Origin of the sequence: Clostridium sp. CM027, from assembly GCF_024730565.1 — a bacterium.
In the GTDB taxonomy this organism is placed as follows: domain Bacteria; phylum Bacillota; class Clostridia; order Clostridiales; family Clostridiaceae; genus Clostridium_AD; species Clostridium_AD estertheticum_B.
This window is the reverse complement of record NZ_CP077725.1, coordinates 2,779,688-2,798,886: the sequence shown is the minus strand read 5'-3', so window position 1 is coordinate 2,798,886 and position 19,199 is coordinate 2,779,688. Positions and strand designations below refer to the sequence as shown.

Here is a 19,199-nt window from a genome sequence, read left to right as displayed (position 1 = left end):
TTTTCAAAAAATTTGCATATACTATAATAATGTAACAATACATTTAGGAGGCATACATGTTTTCCTTCAAAAATAAGTTAGGTCCCAACTTAAGGTGCGCTTTACTTAGTAACCTATATGAAAACTATAGGGTAATAATACATTGCAAATCCCTTGAGACTAAGACCGTTAATAAAATTAAATCTTTAAAATGTGATATCCTGCGCCATATCCCCTCAATAAATTGTATTTGTGCTATTTTAACTTCCAGTGCTATATATAGATTACTAGAATATCCCCAAGTAGCATATATAACTTTTGATTCTTATGCACATTTATGTGGTAATAGTATACTCGCGTCTAATGGCGTATCCTTTCAAAATGACTATAGCCTTACTGGAAAGGGCATTGGCGTTGGAATAATTGATAGCGGTGTGTATCCCCATCCTGACTTATTAAATCCTTGTAATAAAATCAGAAAGTTTGTAGACGTTGTTAATAATTTAAACTATCCTTATGATGATAATGGTCACGGCACCTTTATGAGCGGATTAATTTGTGGTAGTGGTTATGGATCTAAGGGTATGTATAAAGGTGTCGCCAAAAATAGCCATATATACATGATTAAAGCCTTTAATAAACTAGGAAAGGGTTTTGTATCTGATATTTTGTTTTCATTAGAAACCCTATTGAGCGAAGATAATGACTTTAACCTTAAAATCATTTGCCTTCCTTTTGAAACTTTTGAAACTAATGAATTTGTCCTTTCTTTATTCTCAAAGCTTTTCGACCTTGCAATCTCAAAGGGCATAGTAGTAATCGTTCCTAGTGGTAGCAATAAAAATGTTAAAAGTTCTGTGCGGGGCATAGCTACTCTTAAAAATTGTATAACGGTAGGTGGGTATGATAGCATAGGAAGCCCAAAAATATATGAATATTCTTCCTGTGGTCCTTTCCAAAAGCTTGATAAGCCAAATTTGATAGCTGCCTGTGTTAATATTTGCTCTTTGATTTCTGATGCACAATTTATCTCTGAAAAAAATGGTGTGAAGCTTTATCCTACTCGCATCACTAATCTGTATACGACCTACACTGGAACTTCATGCTCTGCGGCTTTTATAAGTGGATTATGTGCACTGCTGTATGAGAACAATATAAATTTATGTTATAAGGATACATTGGCTTTATTAAAGACATCTTCAAGCCTAATAAATTCCCCAAAATATATGCAAGGTTCTGGAATTGTAAACTTAGAAAAATTATTACCTTAAAACATCACCTGCGGAGCTGAAACATTAACGACTTCAGAAGGAGATTTATACTCCCACTGAAGTTTTCTATTTGTTAGGGTATGTAACTCCCGCTTATAAAAGTGGGAGATCTTCCTTCTGAAATGTTTAATGTAATTATATTTTAAAGCCTAATTCCTAATATATATGGCATGTTAGCACAATAACTATGCATCGCTATATAATTATTGTTTAATAAAAACACATTTGGTGTATAATATAGATATTGTTTAATATTTATAATTAAGTAAAAACAATTATCAACGTCAAACAATAATATTATACTATTGTAAATTTACATTTCCAAGGTCATAATCATTGTTTTAGACCAGAGGAATATGAGGAGGATTATTATGATAAGCGAAAGATTGTTCAATGAACTAAATAAGCAAATGAACTTTGAATTTTATTCTGCACACCTTTATTTAGCTATGTCAGCTTATTGCGCAGCAGAAGATTTTGATGGTTTTTCTAATTTCTTTAAAGTACAAGCTGAAGAAGAAAAATTCCATGCTATGAAATTTTATAATTATATAAATGAAATGAACGGACGCTTAACTTTAGAAGGAATGAGTGAACCTCAAAATGATTATGAAACACTTCTTGATGTTTTTAACATAGCATATGCTCATGAAAAAGTTGTAACTAGTAATATTTATAATCTTACTGACATTGCTACTGAAGAAAAAGAACATGCTACTATAAGCTTACTTAAGTGGTTTATTGATGAGCAAGTTGAGGAAGAATCTAATTTTAATGGCCTTATAAAAAGGCTTGCGAGAATCAACGCTGATCCTACAAGTATTTATATGCTGGATAACGAACTCGCAACTAGGGTTTTTGTACCACCTGTTACTAAATAAAATAGATAAATTCATAAAAGTAACATATATATTTTAAATAGATTTTTAAAGGCACATATCAATATTGATATGTGCCTTTATTAGTTCCATTATACAATACTATAAATTTTTTTATTTAATGACTTTTTATAAGTGCAAGTTAACTACAATAGCTCTCTCCTAACTAAATCAAGTAACTCCATAGTTGCACTCTCACGTATTTTCTGCCTGTTACCAGATAATTTAAGCATCTTAGTTTTAACTTCACCATTAATATATAACCCAACATATACAAGTCCCACTGGTTTTTCTGCACTTCCACCATCTGGGCCCGCAATTCCCGTAGTTGAAAGGCCAATACTAGTGCCTGCAGTTTTTGCTATACCTTGCGCCATTTCTGCTGCTACTTCACTACTTACTGCACCATACTTATCTAATGTTTCTCTCGCAACTCCTAATCTATTAATTTTAGCCTCATTGCTATATGTAATTGCCCCCTCTATAAACGCAGAAGATATCCCTGGGTAATTTATAAGCTTTGCAGCTACCATTCCTCCTGTGCAAGATTCTGCTGTGGATATAGTTAACTTCTTATTTATAAGCATTTCTCCAAGTACATTTTCTAAGGTTGTATTCCCTTCGCCATAAATGTTATTTCCTAGTCTTCTACGTATTTCATCTTCCATAGGCGCAATCAGTCTTGTGCCTTCTTCCTGTGTATTAGCCTTCGCTGTAATTCTAAATGTCATTTCCCCTGCTTTAGCATAAGGTGCCACAGTTGGATTAGTTTGATTATTCAATATATCTTCTATCATTTCTTCCGCACTGCTCTCTCCCACTCCAATAACTCTGAGCACCTTTGAAACTAATACACCTTGGGCAAACTTTTTAAGATAAGGAATAACAGCCTCCTCAAACATAGGTTTCATTTCCCAAGGTGGACCAGGTAAAAGCGCAATTATCTTTCCATTTTTTTCTATTATACATCCTGGCGCTGTGCCATTATTATTAGGAATCACTACCGCATCTACTGGAAAATACGCTTGTTTCTTATTGCTTTTCGTCATTGGTCTGTTCATATCTTTAAAATAATCCTCAATAATTTTTAAAGAAGCTTCATGAACAACGCTACGCTTGCCAAAATATTCAAAAGCTACTTCCTTGGTTAAATCATCCTTTGTAGGTCCAAGTCCCCCACTAGTTATAACTAAATCAGCTCTACTAAATGCTAATCTATATGATTCTAAAAGTCTTTCTGGATTATCTCCAACTACGCACTGATGATAAACTGATATACCTAAATCTGCAAGTCTCTTAGCAATATATTGTGCATTTGTATTAACAATATCGCCGAGTAATATTTCCGTACCTACTGATAATATTTCTGCTTTCATAATAACTTCCTCCCTTAGATGCCACTTACGTAGCAAGTGGTATTTACATATTTACATTAAAGAGTAATTTCGCTTAAATTTTACTCTTTATAATTCTTTCATTGGTTCTATGAATAATTTCTTCTGGATATCCCATAAATTCAAGTACTTTTATTGCATTTCTGGTAGAAGATACCCCTTTTCTTATTTTATAATCAAACTCTAATCCATGCTCCCCTACACTCTCAGTAAAATAATAGCATTCATATAAGTCTCCTACCATTTTAGTTATTTCAAGATCATGTGTAGCTACTGCAACCAAAGAATTGTGAATAGACAAATAAGCTAAAATTTCAGCAGAAGCATTAACCCTCTCAATAGGGTTAGTTCCCCTAAAAATTTCATCAATAAGACATAGGTTTGTTACTTCCTCATTGCAAACATTAATTATTCTAAATATTGCCTCTGCCTCACTTAAATAATAACTTTTCCCACCAGTTATATTATCACTTACAGTCATCGAAGATACTATATTGAAATATCCACCTTCATAGCTTGTAGCAAGGCAGGTAAAAATAGTTTGTGCAAATATTGCATTTAAGCCCACAGCCCTTAAAAAAGTAGATTTACCTGACATGTTTGAACCCGTTATAATAACACCCTTTTCTATAGTTAAAGAATTACCTACAGCAGCTTCTATTAATGGATGTTTTATATTCTCACCTTTTATCTCTTTAAGTCCTTTTGTTAATTTAGGCTCCGTATATTCTAAAAGCCCATCCCTATAGGACGCTACAGATATTAATGCATCAATTTCTCCTAAAATTAAATAAATTTCTCTTATTTCTCCAATATGTGCTTTAACCTCATCTATTATTCTATAAAAGCCTCTAGCTTCTTTTAAAAAAAACATATTAAAGTATTCAAAAATAACATCTGCACCTTCTATTCTTCCTATTCCAATGGAGGTAGCTTTTTTCATTATCACCTTGCAACCCTTTGCTTTTTCTTTAAGCTTTAAGGTATATTCCTTTATCTCTTCATCCTCTACTCTTCCCATAACTTCAGCTAACGTAATTATCTTTCCTAAATATCCCATAGCTTCAATTTCTGCCCCAACCTGTTTTTTAATCTTAACATTAATAAACCCATTAGCTAAAAACATTATAAATAAAAAATAAAAGGCTTTAGATATTCCAATAAAAGCTATTGAAACTAAAGAACCATAAGCTAGTAATGTTAAAAGATATAGCAATGGCTTCATTGAAGTTTTATATAAGATCTCATTCCATAAAAACGATGTTACAGTATTATTACGCTGTCTTCCCAGCTTTAATAAACTAACTTGTATTTTTTCTCTTGTTTCCTTATTTTTTTGAAAAAAACTAATAGTCTTATTTCTATTAATTAGTTTTTCTTCTTTTAAAATTGGATTTCTTAAAATATGGTATAAGTACTGTTCCCCTGGAGATGACAATGTTCTGTCTACCTTTTCAAAAACCTGGTTCATATTTAAATCTAAGTAAGTTTGATCATCAACATATATTTCCTGCGGGTTTTTATACTTTAATACATCAAATAATAATTTAATATCTTCAAATTTCCTCTCTCGCTTATTTTCCACACCATAGTTTTCTCTAACCTGTTTTAATTTCTTATAAAATATTGCTTTGCTTCTTGCTACTAGACCTAGCATCACTAAAACTAAAGAGATAATAATTCCCCACAAATATATCTCTTTTGCATTTTTCCCTAAAATAATTGTTATGTAAGTTATGATTGCAGCCATAACCATGCTTGTTATAAATAAGTTGCTAAATTTTTTATCCTTGTCCACTTACCTTATCCCCCTTAAAAATCACTAACTCCTTTTTATAAATAATCTAATACCCTCTTTTTAAATCTACTACATTTACTAGTTCTTCCCCTTGTACATATTTTTTCATATTCTTATATATAAGGTTAAATCTTCGCTGGTTTCTCATCTCTGAAATCCAGGAATTATGAGAAGTTAATATAACATTATTTAGATTCCATAATGGATTATCCACTTTTAAAGGTTCTTCTTCATATACGTCTATTGCGGCTCCTGCTAGTTTACCATTTTTCAAATTTTTAATTAAAGAAGCTTCATCCACAATACTCCCTCTAGCTACATTTATGAAAAAAACTCCATTTTTCATTGCAATAAATCTATCTTCATTAATTAAATGATGGGTAGCTTTGGTATATGGCACTGTACACACAATCACATCACATAACTTAATCATTTGGTCTAATTCACTCATAGCATAGCATGTATTAAAATATTCAACATCTCTACCATCTGTATTTACACCTATTAAGTTTACGCCGAACCCTTGAAGTCGTTTAGCTGCCTCCGCAGCTATTGTGCCTGTCCCTATAAATCCTATAGTTTTACCATATATCTCCCGAATACTTGTATCCGTTTTCCATTTTTTATTAGCTTGATTTTCATATAGCCCCTTACTATTCTTAAAGAGCTCTAGAATTTTTAATACAATCCATTCCCCCATTGGTATACTATAGCCACCTTTATTATTCGTAATTATAATAGAAGTGTTTTTAACATACTCTGTTGGCAATTGGTCAATACCTATGCTAGATAATTGAATCCATTTTAGCTTTTTCATTTTCTCTATGGCGAGTGTTTTAAATGGATCATAACAAATTAAAACCTCTATGTCCTCAAGCTTTTCACTATAAATTAAATCTTGCTCTTTAGCTACCTTTATATCATACCCAAAATCTTCTATACCTTTCATTTTTTCTTCGCCATAATTATATGTAAAGAGTGCTTTAATAGCCATGCAAATCCTCCTTCGAAAAAAAGGTGCCATAAGGCACCTTATTTAAATACATTTACCAAATTAGTAAATATTTCTTTATTATCTTTAAGTTTAGTTTCATTTCCCAGTACACAAAAGTAGTTTTCCTTTATAACATCATTTAATAGTGCTTTAAAAGACTTAATGTCCGCAGGATTTGTACTTAATACTTCTTCTCTCTCCTTTTGTCTTTGCTCCTCAGTAATACCTCTTATATAATATGCTGTCGCCCGCTCACCTTTCATAGAAGGTGTTAATGGTGAGTCAAGCTCACTGATTGTTCCAATAATGTATTTTGTCATTTCTCTTTCTGAGGCTTCAAAGCTTCCTATATAATCGCATATTCCATCGTAAGCTTTTAAAGTCTCTTGGACATTAGGATCACGATAAGATACAAAGACTATATTCCCACTTCTAGCTATATTTGCAAAACCACCATAGGCGCCACCTTGCACACGCACTCTATTCCATAGGTAATCGAGACTTGCTATAGTTTTAAGTACTAGCATTTTACCTGAATATGAATATCCCTTCTTAATGAAGTTATATCCTTTAGCTACATACTGAACATCTGATGAGGTTAATAATCCTTCATTATTTTTATTTAGATCAAAATTATACAATGCATCTGGCAATTTTTCTTCTCCTAAGACGCTTATAATCTTAGGTAGCTCTGTAGTAAATGCAGTATATATGTCTTCTTCTCCTGTAACACTTATTATAAGATTATTTTTGTTAAATATAAGCTTTGATACCTTGTTTAAGTTTTCAATGATCTCTTCTGCTTTGTTATCAAAATCTCTTTCAATCTCATCAATAAATTTATAAAAAGCTATTCCTGTAGTTTTTTCTATATAAGCTGAAGCTGGCGAGAAGTAAGATGTAAGTCTTCCAGCTGATACCATATGTCCTCTATCAAGAATCTTCATTTCATGCCTTGATTTTAATTGTTGAATTAGCTCCTTCAAACGTTTCTTTTCATCAAATTTAGTATTGCTAATTATATCTGCCATAATATCAAATAATTTAGGAAGCTTTTCAGTTAAAGCTTTAGTCTTTACTACTAACTTGGGGCTATATTTTTCAAAATTTCCACTTTCGCCAAATACCTCTGTGGTAAAATGAATTCCGCCTGTATGAATATTAACCTCATTAGATAAATCAGAATAACTAGTATTCTGCGTACTTACCCTTCCTAAAATAGTTGATAATAATGTTACATAAGGTAGTAACTTTATATCTACTTTTTTAGAATCAAATAATACATTTATATAGGCAATTTTATTAGTGAATATATTATGAGATAATACTTTTACTCCTTGCTCATCCTTTTCCTTTAAAGGTAAATGTTCTACTTGTTTCTCAATATCCGTTAGTTCAAGTAAAGGAATAGTTTCTAGCACTTCCACAGCATCTGGCGTCATTTGTCTTTCTTTAAGAGCTTTCCCCTGCTTAACTATTTCCTCTATTTGTTTTTCTGAAAGACTTTCCTTATACTTAGCTAGTTTTTCTTCTACTGCCTTGGACTTTTGTTCTGCTAGGCCCTTTTTACCATTCAATATAACCATAGAACTATGGGTATTATTTATTAGGTACTTTTCTATAAGTTTTTCAAAATAATTAGTAGTTAATGCAGCTTTTATTTTGATCAAATAACTTTCATACTCTAAATGCATAGTTGGATCTTTATCATAAAGCCAGCTGTCCATACTAGTTATATAGTAATATAATCCCTTTGGAAAACCACCTAAGTCAGCTTCCCTTAATTTAAATTCAGTACTATTTATACAAGCTTCTATTAATTTTTTATCTATTCCTTCTTTAACTAAATCCTTTAAAGTTGTAAATACAACTTCCTTAAATCTTTCTTTTTCACTTTCATTAGAGTTTTTTACTACTATACTAAACACCGGTTGTAATATGCTATTATCAAAACCTCCAAATACATCTTTACCTATCTCGGCGTCTATAAGTGCTTTCTTCAAAGGTGCTGCAGCGCTCTCTAGTAATAAATACTCTAAAATTTCAAAGGCTAAATGCATTTCTGGATGGCTAATATTATCACCTGATACAAAGTTCATACTTAAGAATGTTTTGCCATTCTCATCGTCATCACATGAAATAGGATAATCCATCTTAACTTCTTCCATTTTGCTAAATGGTTTCTGTAAGCTAATAGATGACTCTACTGTAATTTTATCAAAATTATTTAAATACTCTTCACTAATAAATTGTAACTGTTTATCAATATCTCCATCTCCATATAGGAATATATAACTATTTGATGGATGATAATATTTTTTATGAAACTCTATGAATTCTTTCTGCGATAATTCTGGTATACATTCTGGATCTCCACCAGATTCTACGCCATATGATGTGTCCGGAAATAAGGACTCTTGAACCTTGCGCATGAGGCACCCTTCTGGAGATGAAAATGCACCTTTCATTTCATTATAAACTACACCTTTATAAGTTAGTTTATCTTCCTTGTTTTCTAATTCATAATGCCAGCCCTCTTGCATTAATATTTCAGGTTGTGAGTATATATTCGGATAGAAAACTGCATCTAAATACACATCCATAAGATTAAAAAAATCTTTATCATTTTTACTAGCTAGAGGATATATCGTTTTGTCAGAAAAAGTCATAGCATTTAAAAATGTATTTAAAGATCCCTTTATTAATTCAACAAAAGGCTCCTTTGTTGGAAACTTTCTAGAGCCACAAAGCACTGAATGTTCCAGTATATGTGGAAGCCCATTACTACTTTTCGGTGGTGTTCTAAATCCTATAGAAAACACCTTGTTATCATCATCATTTTCTAAATGCAACAGTCTAGCCCCACTTTTAATGTGTTCAAACAACCTTGTAACAGAATTTAGCTCTCCTATATTTTTCTCTTCAATTAACTTAAATCCGTGATATATACCGCCAATCGTAAACTTCATTTCTGTCCTCCTCGTACTTTTTTTAAAAGTTTAAATACTTATTAAGTGTTTCATATCCTAAAACCTTGCCCCATGTAAATTACACCTGTCAATATCAATATTTACCTATTATATTCATTATACAACATTTTATTCCGCGCTACCATCAACATAAATTATAGATTTATCTTTCCTCATTTTTATTTTGTCTATACTACACCTAAACAACAAAATCATATAATGCTATTTTATCTTCGCTTTCTCCATTTATGTTCATAAGCTTAATTAATCCTATTTATAAAATTTAACGACATTTACAATACCATTGGTACATAAATAAAAATAGAATAGTCACTTATAAAACATTATATATAAAAATACCTCCATTTCTGGGGGTATTTTTACATATAATGTAGTCTTATGTTAGTATCTCATATCCTGTTTTAGTAACAAGTATTGTATGTTCCCACTGAGATGACAATGAACCATCTACTGTAACCGCTGTCCAATCATCTTCAAGTACATCTGTTTCAGGACTACCCATATTAATCATAGGCTCAATAGTAAAAATCATATTAGGTAGTAATATTGACCCCTCTCCTTTTTTGCCTATATGAGGTACAAATGGTTCTTCATGAAACTCCAATCCAACGCCATGACCACCATAATCGTATACTACCGAATATCCAAAACCTTCTGCATGCTCTTGAATAGCACACCCTATATCTCCAAGGGTATTGAAGGGTTTTACCTGCTCTATACCCCTTTCTAAACACTCTTTCGATACACGCACCAAATCTAACGCTTCCTTAGACATTTCTCCAATTGTATACATTCTACTAGCATCACCATAATATCCATCTAATATGCAAGACACATCTACATTAATTATATCACCATCTTTTAGAACTGTATCATCGGGTATACCATGACATATTACATCATTTATAGATGTACATACACTCTTAGGAAAGTCCCCATAGCCGAGTGGTGCTGGATATGCATTATGCTGCACAGTATATTCATGTACCCAAGTATTAATTTCATTTGTGGTTACTCCAACTTTTATTCTCTCCCCAACAATATCGAGTATATCATGAGTTAACTTGCAACTTTTCCTTATACCCTCTATTTGTTCCTCTGTTTTCATTATATCTCTAGGTATTTTATAACCTACTTTTTCCTCTATATTCCCTATAAATATATCCTGATCCATGTGACATTTTTTATATTTCTTACCACTGCCACACCAACAAATATCATTTCGCGATAGTTTATTCATTATATTTCCTCCCAATTGAAATTATTCAAACCGTCAATTACAACCACAGTTTAGTTGTAAGTATATTCTATATTGATGATTTCATCTTTAATTATAGTTCATAATCCCAAGTATTCAACCGTTTCGCAAAAACTTTTTGTGATTGTGTCAATGTATTCATTGAAAATTCAAAATACATAGTGGTATTAATGCGCATTTATGTTAACCCTATTTCAGATGTTGATAGTTTAAAATACTCATATTTATTAACTCCTGCTTTGGCCACTAGATTATTATTAGCTATTTCTGAAGCTTCTTCTATATTTTTAGCCTTAAACATTATAGTTCCACCATTTCTATTATACCTTCCTCCACAAATTAAATACTTAGAAGAATGATTATCCTTATTTATATTAGTAGTATACGTTATTGCTAAACTCTCATTACCCTCTTGCGAATAATTAATCTTAACCAATAAACCCTCTGTTTCCATTTGCTTTCCCTCCAGTTAAATCATCTCCTGCCGAGCTGAAATGTCGTTAAACTATCTGCTAAAGTGGTGCTTTAGGGATGCAAATTGCTCAAACCCTTAATAAATGTATATGTTTTTCATGTAATTTTATTACAAATATTTTCCGGGGTAATTCTTTGTTGCACAATAAAAAAGGTACAGGATTAGAGCATATTTTATACCCTAATCCTGTACCTAGTCACCAAACAGTTTCATTCTATTGAGATTCATATGTAATTGCCTCTATTTTTTGAAAATCTTATTTTTCACCCATTTTAATTGCCTTTTCTGTACAACTCTCCATAGCTGAAATTACTGATCCTCTAAAATTATTCTTTTCTAAGGTGTATACGGCCGCTATAGTAGTTCCACCTGGTGAGCATACATCGTCTTTAAGTTTTCCTGGGTGTTCTCCTGTTTCAAGTACCATTTTAGCTGCCCCTAGCACTGCTTGCGCTGCCATTTTATAAGCCTTTTCTCTTGGCATTCCTTGAAGTACCGCCCCATCACCTAAAGCTTCAATAAACATATAAACATAAGCAGGAGATGAGCCACTTACCGCCGGAACTACATCAATAAGCTTTTCCTCTAATATCTCTATCTTACCAAAACTTTCAAAAATATTTACTACGTCTTGCAATTCTTCTTTAGTTATATTTTTATTAGAACAAAGTGCACTCATACCCGCGCCAACAAACGCTGGAGTATTTGGCATAGTTCTTATAACCTTTGCAGCGCCTCCGAGTGTATTACTCATATATTCTAAAGTTACCCCTGCAGCTATAGTTACTATAACTACCGTCGGCTTTAAATATGGTTTTATTTCATCGATAACCTCAGAGTATTTATAGGGTTTTACAGCTAAAATTAATATATCAGAAAATTCAGCAACTTCCTTGTTGTCATTAGTTACTAGAATATTATATTGTTCTTTTACCTTATTTAAACTCTTATCTGATGGATTACTTGCTATCACTTGTTGGCTAGAAACTAAATTTGATTTTACTATTCCACTTATCATAGCCTTTGCCATATTACCACAGCCTATAAATCCTATCTTTTTATTCATATAATTATTTCCTCCTATATAATTTTTTTTAATAATACTAATTATATCACATACATTTCATGAACTTGGTTATACTAATATTGAAATATTTATTATAAAGGAGCAAAGCAATTAATAGTTATTTGTGCTCTAAGTAATATAAGGAGGATCTTGAAATGTCACATAAAAACAATAAAAATAGTAAAGATAATAAAAAGGCTAATCCAAAAACGAAAAAAGAATTAGATAAAATGAGAATGGAAACTGCCAACGAAATAGGTGTTTCTAAAGAATCTAAGAAATTAGGAAATGAAACAGAATAGTTCTTCTCTATATTAGTAAAAGAAAGATATCTTACCCTGTCTTTCTTTTACTTCATAAATTAATTTTTAATTTATGATATTATATAAATTGCAATTCCATTTATCATAATACGCCTTAACCATTATCTTTCATCACCCATAAAATATAATCCTAATATTTCTGGTCCTGTATGGGACCCTATTGCTGTACCCACATAATTTAAAATAACATCTTTAACATTTCCATTTTCTCTAACCAAAGCCTCTAAAGCTAATGCATCTTCAATACAATCTCCATGACTTATAGCAATAACTTGCTCTTTATTTGGGTCTGTTCTTTCCTTAAATTTTTCAACTAAGGTATTTATTGCCTTTTTTCTACCTCTACACTTAGAAAAAGGAGTAAGTCTTCCTTCATTATCCACAAACAAAACTGGTTTTATATTTAACAAGGTGCCAACAGCTGCAGCGGAACTTGAAATTCTTCCACCTCTTTTTAAATGGTTTAAATCATTAACTGTAAACCAGTGGTTAATCTTAAGTTTATTTTCCTCAAGCCAGGTAACTATCTCTCCTTTTGAATTTCCTTTCTTTAACATTTCATAAGCATAATGCACTAACAGTCCTTGTCCAAGGCTTGCGCATTTACTATCAACTATACTTATATCCGCCTCTGGGAACTCTTCAAGTATAGTCTCTATTGCTATATTTGCACTGTTTATAGTTCCTGTTAATGCAGAAGACAAAGCAATATATATTATAGATTTTTCTTCCTTCACATACTTTCTAAAAACCTCTACATATCTTTGACTATTTATTTGTGATGTAGTAGGCATCTCTCCCTGCCTTAAAGCATCATAAAAGTCCTTACGAATAATATTTTTCCCAAAATCATCCTCTATTGCTTGACCTTTAAAATTACATATTATTCCTATCGGTACTATGTTTTCTTGTTTAATATAATCTAAAGATAGATCGCATCCTGAATCTATCACTAAAATCGTCCCACTGTGTGTTCTACTCATAACTTAATTCCCCTTTGCCATTATCTTAAATATTATTCTCACCTTCTATTATGTATGATTTATATAAACACTTCAATACAAAAAAAAAGAAAAGTATATATACTTTTCTTAACATCACTAAAATTAAAATTATTCCACTACCTTACCAATCTTTCTAAATTTATAATATCTCTTAGTAAGTAAAGATTCTATAGGTTCCCGCATTAATCTAACAATTGACTCCTCTAAATTACGTTTAATACTTGCCGCCATCTCATCTAAATTAGTGTGCGCCCCACCTAAAGGCTCTTTTATAATTCTATCTATTATTCCAAAATCAATTAAATCCTGAGCTGTTATTTTCATTGCAGTAGCCGCTTCTTTAGCAAGACTTGCATCTTTATATAATATGCTAGCAAAACCTTCCGGTGACAAAATAGAATAAATTGCATGTTCTAGCATCCAAACCTCATCTGCTACCGCCATAGCTAAAGCTCCACCACTTCCGCCTTCTCCTATAACTATTGAAATTACTGGTGTTTTTAATGTTGCCATTTCCATAAGATTTCTAGCAATTGCCTCACCTTGACCTCTTTCTTCTGCACCTAGTCCACAATATGCTCCCGGAGTATCTACAAGACAAATAATAGGCCTTTTAAATTTTTCTGCCTGTTTCATAAGTCTTAAAACTTTTCTATACCCCTCTGGATTTGGCATACCAAAGTTTCTCTTTATGTTTTCCTTGGTGTTATTTCCCTTTTGCTGGGCTATAACAGTTATAGGAATACCATTAAACTCTGCTATTCCACCTACAATAGCAGAATCATCTCCATAATACCTATCACCATGTAGCTCCATAAAGGAATCAAAAATCAGATTTATATAATCAAGAGCAGTAGGACGTTCCACAAGCCTCGCAATACTTACTTTATCCCAGGCAGTTAAGTTTTTATAGGCTTCCTTTTTCATATTGTAGAGCTTAATTTCCATCTGTCTTATTTCTTTTTCTAAATCCATATTTTGATCTATTGCTAAATTCTTTAGTTCATCTATTTTACTTTTAAGTTCATACATGTGCTTTTCAAAAGGTAAAGTTACCATAAAATTCCACTCCCTACCGTTACTTTTGTCTTTCTCTTAATGCTATGAATGAATTTTCAATATTTGCGTTAAAGTATCCTTCATAGCTTTTCTATCCACTACTTTATCTATAAAACCCTTTTGGAGCAGAAATTCAGCCCTTTGAAAACCATCAGGTAATTGTTGCTTTAATGTTTGTTCAATAACTCTTTTACCTGCAAACCCTATTAATGCATTAGGTTCAGAGATTATTATATCTCCCAGCATAGCAAAACTTGCTGTAACTCCACCTGTAGTTGGGTCTGTAAGAACAGTTATATAAAGACAACCTTTTTCATTATGCCTTGCAATAGCAGCACTAGTTTTGGCCATTTGCATTAGCGAAAATATGCCTTCCTGCATCCTAGCTCCCCCTGAGGCAGTGAATATAATAATTGGTTTTTTAGCTTCTGTTGCTCTTTCAATGACCCTTGTAATTTTCTCTCCGACAACGCAGCCCATGCTTCCCATCATAAAATTGCTATCCATTACTGCAATTAACGTATCCTGTCCATTTATCTTTCCTTCTCCAGTTATTACAGCTTCTTTTAATAAGGTTTTATCATGCAAACTTTGGAGTTTATCTTTATATCCCTCAAAATCTATAGGGTCATCTGAGATCATATCTTTATCGTATTCTATAAAAGTCCCTTCATCTATAGTATAATTTATTCTTTCTCTAGACCCAATTCTGAAATGGGTTCTACAATTATCACATGTCATTATGCTACTCTCTAAATCCTTATTATAAAGGATTTTGCCACATGTTTCGCATTTAACCCACATTCCTGTAGGGATATTAGGTTTTTTCTCACCATATTCATCTTCTAAACTTTTAACCTCAATATATTTACTTTTTTTAAATATACGTTTAAACTCAAACATATAGCTACCCCTTTCTAAAAACATACCTACACTATAATTTATAGCATACCAAATAGATACCACTCTCATAGTATAAAACTTTTATGCAATAAATTCCAGTATGTGTTTAGCTACTTGTTAAATTCTTTACTAATAAAACTAGTATCAAATTTTCCTTTTATAAAATTACTATTATTTATTATTTTAAATTGAAAATCTATATTAGTATCCACACCCTCTATTATAAACTCCCCTAATACTCTTCTCATTTTACGTATTGCTTCATCTCTATCTTTTCCGTGGACAATGAGTTTTCCTATCATGGAGTCATATGTGGGTGGAATCTTGTATCCTTGATATGCCGCACTATCAATCCTTACTCCATATCCTCCTGGAATATGTAGTGATTTTATAACGCCAGGACAAGGCATAAAATTTTTAGAAGGATTTTCTGCATTTATTCTACATTCAATAGCATGGCCCTCAATTTTTATATCCTCCTGTTTATAAGGAAGTATTTGGCCTGCAGCAATTCTTATCTGCGCTTTAACTAAATCTACTCTAGTGATCATTTCTGTTATTGGATGCTCTACCTGTATACGTGTATTCATCTCCATAAAGTAATATTTTTCATGTTTATCTAATAAAAACTCTATAGTTCCAGCATTTTTATAATTAATAGACTTAGCCGCTTTAACTGCAACCTCACCCATCTGTTTTCTAAGTTCTCCTGTCATTCGGACTCCTGGTGCCTCTTCTATTACCTTCTGATTACGCCTTTGAATAGAACAGTCTCTCTCGCCAAGATGAACAACATTTCCATGCTCATCTGCAAGTATTTGAAACTCTATATGTCTTGGCTCTTCTATGAATTTTTCCATATACATTGTATCGTCACCGAAAGCAGTTTTCGCCTCAGCTTTTGCAGTGTTGTACGCAGGTATAAGATCTTCTATTTTACTAACGACTCTAATTCCTCGTCCCCCGCCTCCTGCTGAGGCCTTTATCATTACAGGATATCCTATTTTTTCAGCTTCCGTTAAAGCATCTGCTTCAGAGTCAATCGCTCCGCCCGAACCAGGGACTACTGGTATCCCAGCATTTATCATAATTTCTCTTGCCTTTAATTTATTTCCCATATTATCAATGTTTTGTGAATTTGGGCCTATATATTTTATATTACACTCCTCACACATCTGTGCAAACTTACTATTTTCTGATAAGAACCCATACCCCGGATGAATTGCCTCTGCGCCCGTAAGCACCGTGGCACTCAAAATATTTTGCATATTTAAATAACTATCCTTAGATTTACTAGGTCCAATACATACAGCCTCATCTGCCATTTGAGTATGAAGAGCATCTTTATCTACCTCAGAATATACTGCAACAGTTTGAATACCCATTTCATTACACGCCCTGATTATTCTTACCGCAATCTCGCCTCTATTTGCAATCAATATCTTCTTAAACATATTATTACCTTCCCCACACTAAAAATTATTAACAAAAGTGTTTTTAATGTTTATTTCCCTACCGCAAATGTAATTTCAGCTTGTGCCACTTTAACTCCATTTACTGTAGCTATGCCTAGACCTATCCCAACAGGTCCCTTCATTTTGATTATTTCTACCTCTAGCTTTAACACATCTCCCGGAACAACTTTCTTTCTAAATTTTGCTTTATTAATACCACCAAAGTAAGCTATTTTACCTTTATAGCTCTCCATACTTAAAAGTGCCACTGCCCCAACCTGCGCTAAAGCCTCAATAATTATTACTCCCGGAAGTATAGGTTCTTCTGGAAAATGCCCCTGAAAGAAATACTCATTCATAGTAACATTCTTATACCCAACAGCTCTTTTGCCTGGTTCTAGTTCCTCTACTTTATCCACAAATAAAAATGGATATCTATGAGGAATAATTTCTTGTATTTGTTTTATATCTAAAGTAGTACCTTTTATATCTTCCATATTAATGATTCCACCTTTCATGCAATTACACCAGTCACCATATGACAGTTTTAAGCTGTCTTTTCGCCACTAGTTTTCAATTATTTTGAACAATGGCTGTCCGTACTCTACCATATCTTCATTTGAAACCAATACTTCTACAACTTCTCCATCTACTTCGCTTTCAATTTCATTCATAAGCTTCATAGCTTCTAAAATACAAAGTGTGTCTCCAACTTTAACCTTAGTCCCAACCTTTACAAAATTCTTTGATTCAGCACTTGGAGAAGAATACATAGTTCCAACAATAGGTGATTTAACTACAAATAGGTTTTCCTTGGGTATTGCCTTTTCTGCATTTTCTGTAGTTATAGCTATATCCTTTTCTAGTTTTTCTAAATACACTTCTTTAGAAGCTACATCTTCCCTAGTAAGGATTTCCTTAGCAACTCGCTCTAAAGGTGCAGCATTTAAAGGTGTTTTTTCTATTACCACCTGTTGTTCTTTTTTCTCCATCATTATTCTGATACCTTCTGTCTCAATTTCAAAAGAAGTAAGAATCGATTCACTAACGGTTTTTATTAACTCTTGAATATTTTTATAATCCATAATTATCTACCGTCCCATTTTTTTAATATAATAGTAGCATTATGACCACCAAAGCCTAATGAATTTGACAATGCATATTTAAGTTGCTGTTTTCTTCCTACGTTTGGAACGTAATCTAAATCACAATCTTCATCTGGCACTTTATATCCTATAGTCGCTGGCACAAAACCTTCTTCTAATGCTTTTGCACATACTATAGCTTCTATAGCCCCTGATGCTCCTAAGAGATGACCTGTCATGGACTTTGTTGAACTTACAGGTATTTTATATGCATATTCGCCAAAAGCAGATTTTATAGCTATAGTTTCAAACTTATCATTATATGGAGTACTTGTTCCATGTGCATTAATGTAAGATATTTCTTCTGCCTTAACATCTGCGTCTTTAAGCGCTATTATCATTGATCTTGCTGCTCCATCTCCATCTGGAGATGGTGAAGTTATATGGTAGGCATCACAAGTTGATCCATAACCCTTAACCTCTGAATATATTTTTGCATTTCTTTTTTCTGCATGCTCTAAAGATTCAAGTATAACTATACCTGCACCATCGCCCATAATAAAACCATCCCTCTCTTTATCAAAAGGAATCGATGCTCTTAAAGGATCTTCACTTTTGCTTAAAGCTGTTAGTTGTGCAAACCCTGCTAAAGCTAGCGGGCTTATTGAAGCCTCTGCACCTCCAGCTATTATTATGTCCGCTCTTCCATCTTGAATCATGTGAAAAGCATCTCCTATTGCATTAGTTCCTGTAGCACAAGCCGTAACAACGCTCGAGCACATACCTTTAGCACCATATTTTATTGCAATATTCCCGGCCGCCATATTACCTATTATCATAGGTATTAAGTAAGGGGTAATTCTGCTTGCTCCCTTTTCCATAAGCTTTGCATGCTCGTTCTCAATAGTACCAATTCCGCCTATTCCTGAACCAACTATTACTGCTAATCTTTCACTATCTATAGTTTTTAAATCTAATCCTGAAATTTTAATTGCTTCATCTGCTGCAACCATTGCATACTGACAATATTTATCCATTTTTCTAGCTTCTCTTTTGTCGAGTGCAACCGTTACGTCAAAATCCTTAACCTCTGCAGCAAGCTTACATTTAAATTTAGAAATATCGAAAGCCTTAATTACATCTATGCCACAAGTACCTTTTTTTATATTATCCCAAAAACTATTTACATCATTTCCTATAGGAGTAACTGCTCCCATGCCTGTTATAACAACTCTATTTTTCATAAAGTAAACCCTCCTTTAATCATC

The 19,199-nt window shown here is 32.6% G+C and carries 17 protein-coding genes; 3 read left to right on the top strand and 14 right to left on the bottom strand.

Annotated elements, in window-relative coordinates; genetic code table 11:
* Positions 1–56: 56 nt before the first annotated feature.
* Both KTC92_RS13200 and KTC92_RS13195 read left to right on the top strand, forming a co-directional pair.
* Complete coding sequence (locus KTC92_RS13200) at positions 57–1,250, top strand: S8 family serine peptidase (RefSeq protein WP_216302114.1); 1,194 nt, start codon at positions 57–59, stop codon at positions 1,248–1,250.
* 371 nt (positions 1,251–1,621) lie between these two features.
* The gene (locus tag KTC92_RS13195; protein WP_165411766.1) at positions 1,622–2,131 is read left to right on the top strand and encodes a ferritin; all 510 of its coding nucleotides are present in this window, start codon (positions 1,622–1,624) and stop codon (positions 2,129–2,131) included.
* A gap of 143 nt (positions 2,132–2,274) precedes the next feature.
* Here the strand turns inward: KTC92_RS13195 and KTC92_RS13190 are convergent, their stop codons facing one another.
* The 7 genes from KTC92_RS13190 to proC all read right to left on the bottom strand — a co-directional run bounded on the left by KTC92_RS13190 (position 2,275) and on the right by proC (position 12,103).
* Positions 2,275–3,504, bottom strand: a complete 1,230-nt coding sequence (locus KTC92_RS13190) for a competence/damage-inducible protein A (RefSeq protein WP_220286238.1) — start codon at positions 3,502–3,504, stop codon at positions 2,275–2,277.
* Positions 3,505–3,577: 73 nt separating this feature from the next.
* On the bottom strand, positions 3,578–5,320 hold the full coding sequence (locus KTC92_RS13185) for a MutS family DNA mismatch repair protein (RefSeq protein ID WP_220286237.1): 1,743 nt from the start codon (positions 5,318–5,320) through the stop codon (positions 3,578–3,580).
* Between the two features lie 46 nt (positions 5,321–5,366).
* Positions 5,367–6,314, bottom strand: coding sequence for a phosphoglycerate dehydrogenase (locus KTC92_RS13180; protein ID WP_220286236.1), 948 nt, complete (start codon positions 6,312–6,314; stop codon positions 5,367–5,369).
* A 38-nt stretch (positions 6,315–6,352) separates the two neighbouring features.
* Positions 6,353–9,283: an insulinase family protein gene (locus tag KTC92_RS13175; protein WP_220286235.1), complete on the bottom strand. Its 2,931-nt coding sequence runs from the start codon at positions 9,281–9,283 to the stop codon at positions 6,353–6,355.
* A 397-nt stretch (positions 9,284–9,680) separates the two neighbouring features.
* On the bottom strand, positions 9,681–10,544 hold the full coding sequence (locus tag KTC92_RS13170) for a methionyl aminopeptidase (protein ID WP_220286234.1): 864 nt from the start codon (positions 10,542–10,544) through the stop codon (positions 9,681–9,683).
* Between the two features lie 196 nt (positions 10,545–10,740).
* Positions 10,741–11,016, bottom strand: coding sequence for a hypothetical protein (locus KTC92_RS13165; RefSeq protein WP_216302119.1), 276 nt, complete (start codon positions 11,014–11,016; stop codon positions 10,741–10,743).
* A 277-nt stretch (positions 11,017–11,293) separates the two neighbouring features.
* On the bottom strand, positions 11,294–12,103 hold the full coding sequence (gene proC, locus KTC92_RS13160) for a pyrroline-5-carboxylate reductase (RefSeq protein WP_220286233.1): 810 nt from the start codon (positions 12,101–12,103) through the stop codon (positions 11,294–11,296).
* A gap of 155 nt (positions 12,104–12,258) precedes the next feature.
* Between proC and KTC92_RS13155 the strand changes: the two genes are divergently transcribed.
* The gene (locus KTC92_RS13155; RefSeq protein WP_165411774.1) at positions 12,259–12,405 is read left to right on the top strand and encodes a small, acid-soluble spore protein, alpha/beta type; all 147 of its coding nucleotides are present in this window, start codon (positions 12,259–12,261) and stop codon (positions 12,403–12,405) included.
* 122 nt (positions 12,406–12,527) lie between these two features.
* Here the strand turns inward: KTC92_RS13155 and KTC92_RS13150 are convergent, their stop codons facing one another.
* The 7 genes from KTC92_RS13150 to fabF form a co-directional block, all read right to left on the bottom strand.
* Positions 12,528–13,409: a DegV family protein gene (locus tag KTC92_RS13150; RefSeq protein WP_220286232.1), complete on the bottom strand. Its 882-nt coding sequence runs from the start codon at positions 13,407–13,409 to the stop codon at positions 12,528–12,530.
* Between the two features lie 129 nt (positions 13,410–13,538).
* Entirely contained in the window at positions 13,539–14,489 is a 951-nt protein-coding gene (locus KTC92_RS13145) for an acetyl-CoA carboxylase carboxyltransferase subunit alpha (RefSeq protein WP_216302122.1), read from the bottom strand.
* Between the two features lie 42 nt (positions 14,490–14,531).
* A complete protein-coding gene (gene accD / locus KTC92_RS13140) occupies positions 14,532–15,392 on the bottom strand; it encodes an acetyl-CoA carboxylase, carboxyltransferase subunit beta (RefSeq protein WP_165411777.1) in 861 nt (286 codons plus the stop codon).
* 110 nt (positions 15,393–15,502) lie between these two features.
* On the bottom strand, positions 15,503–16,846 hold the full coding sequence (locus KTC92_RS13135; protein WP_216302123.1) for an acetyl-CoA carboxylase biotin carboxylase subunit: 1,344 nt from the start codon (positions 16,844–16,846) through the stop codon (positions 15,503–15,505).
* Positions 16,847–16,896: 50 nt separating this feature from the next.
* On the bottom strand, positions 16,897–17,343 hold the full coding sequence (fabZ, locus tag KTC92_RS13130; RefSeq protein WP_165411779.1) for a 3-hydroxyacyl-ACP dehydratase FabZ: 447 nt from the start codon (positions 17,341–17,343) through the stop codon (positions 16,897–16,899).
* 69 nt (positions 17,344–17,412) lie between these two features.
* Positions 17,413–17,931, bottom strand: a complete 519-nt coding sequence (gene accB / locus KTC92_RS13125; RefSeq protein ID WP_216302124.1) for an acetyl-CoA carboxylase biotin carboxyl carrier protein — start codon at positions 17,929–17,931, stop codon at positions 17,413–17,415.
* A gap of 2 nt (positions 17,932–17,933) precedes the next feature.
* Positions 17,934–19,175 carry a beta-ketoacyl-ACP synthase II gene (gene fabF, locus KTC92_RS13120; RefSeq protein WP_220286231.1) on the bottom strand — a complete coding sequence of 414 codons (1,242 nt, stop codon included), beginning with the start codon at positions 19,173–19,175 and terminating at the stop codon, positions 17,934–17,936.
* Positions 19,176–19,199 lie beyond the last annotated feature (24 nt).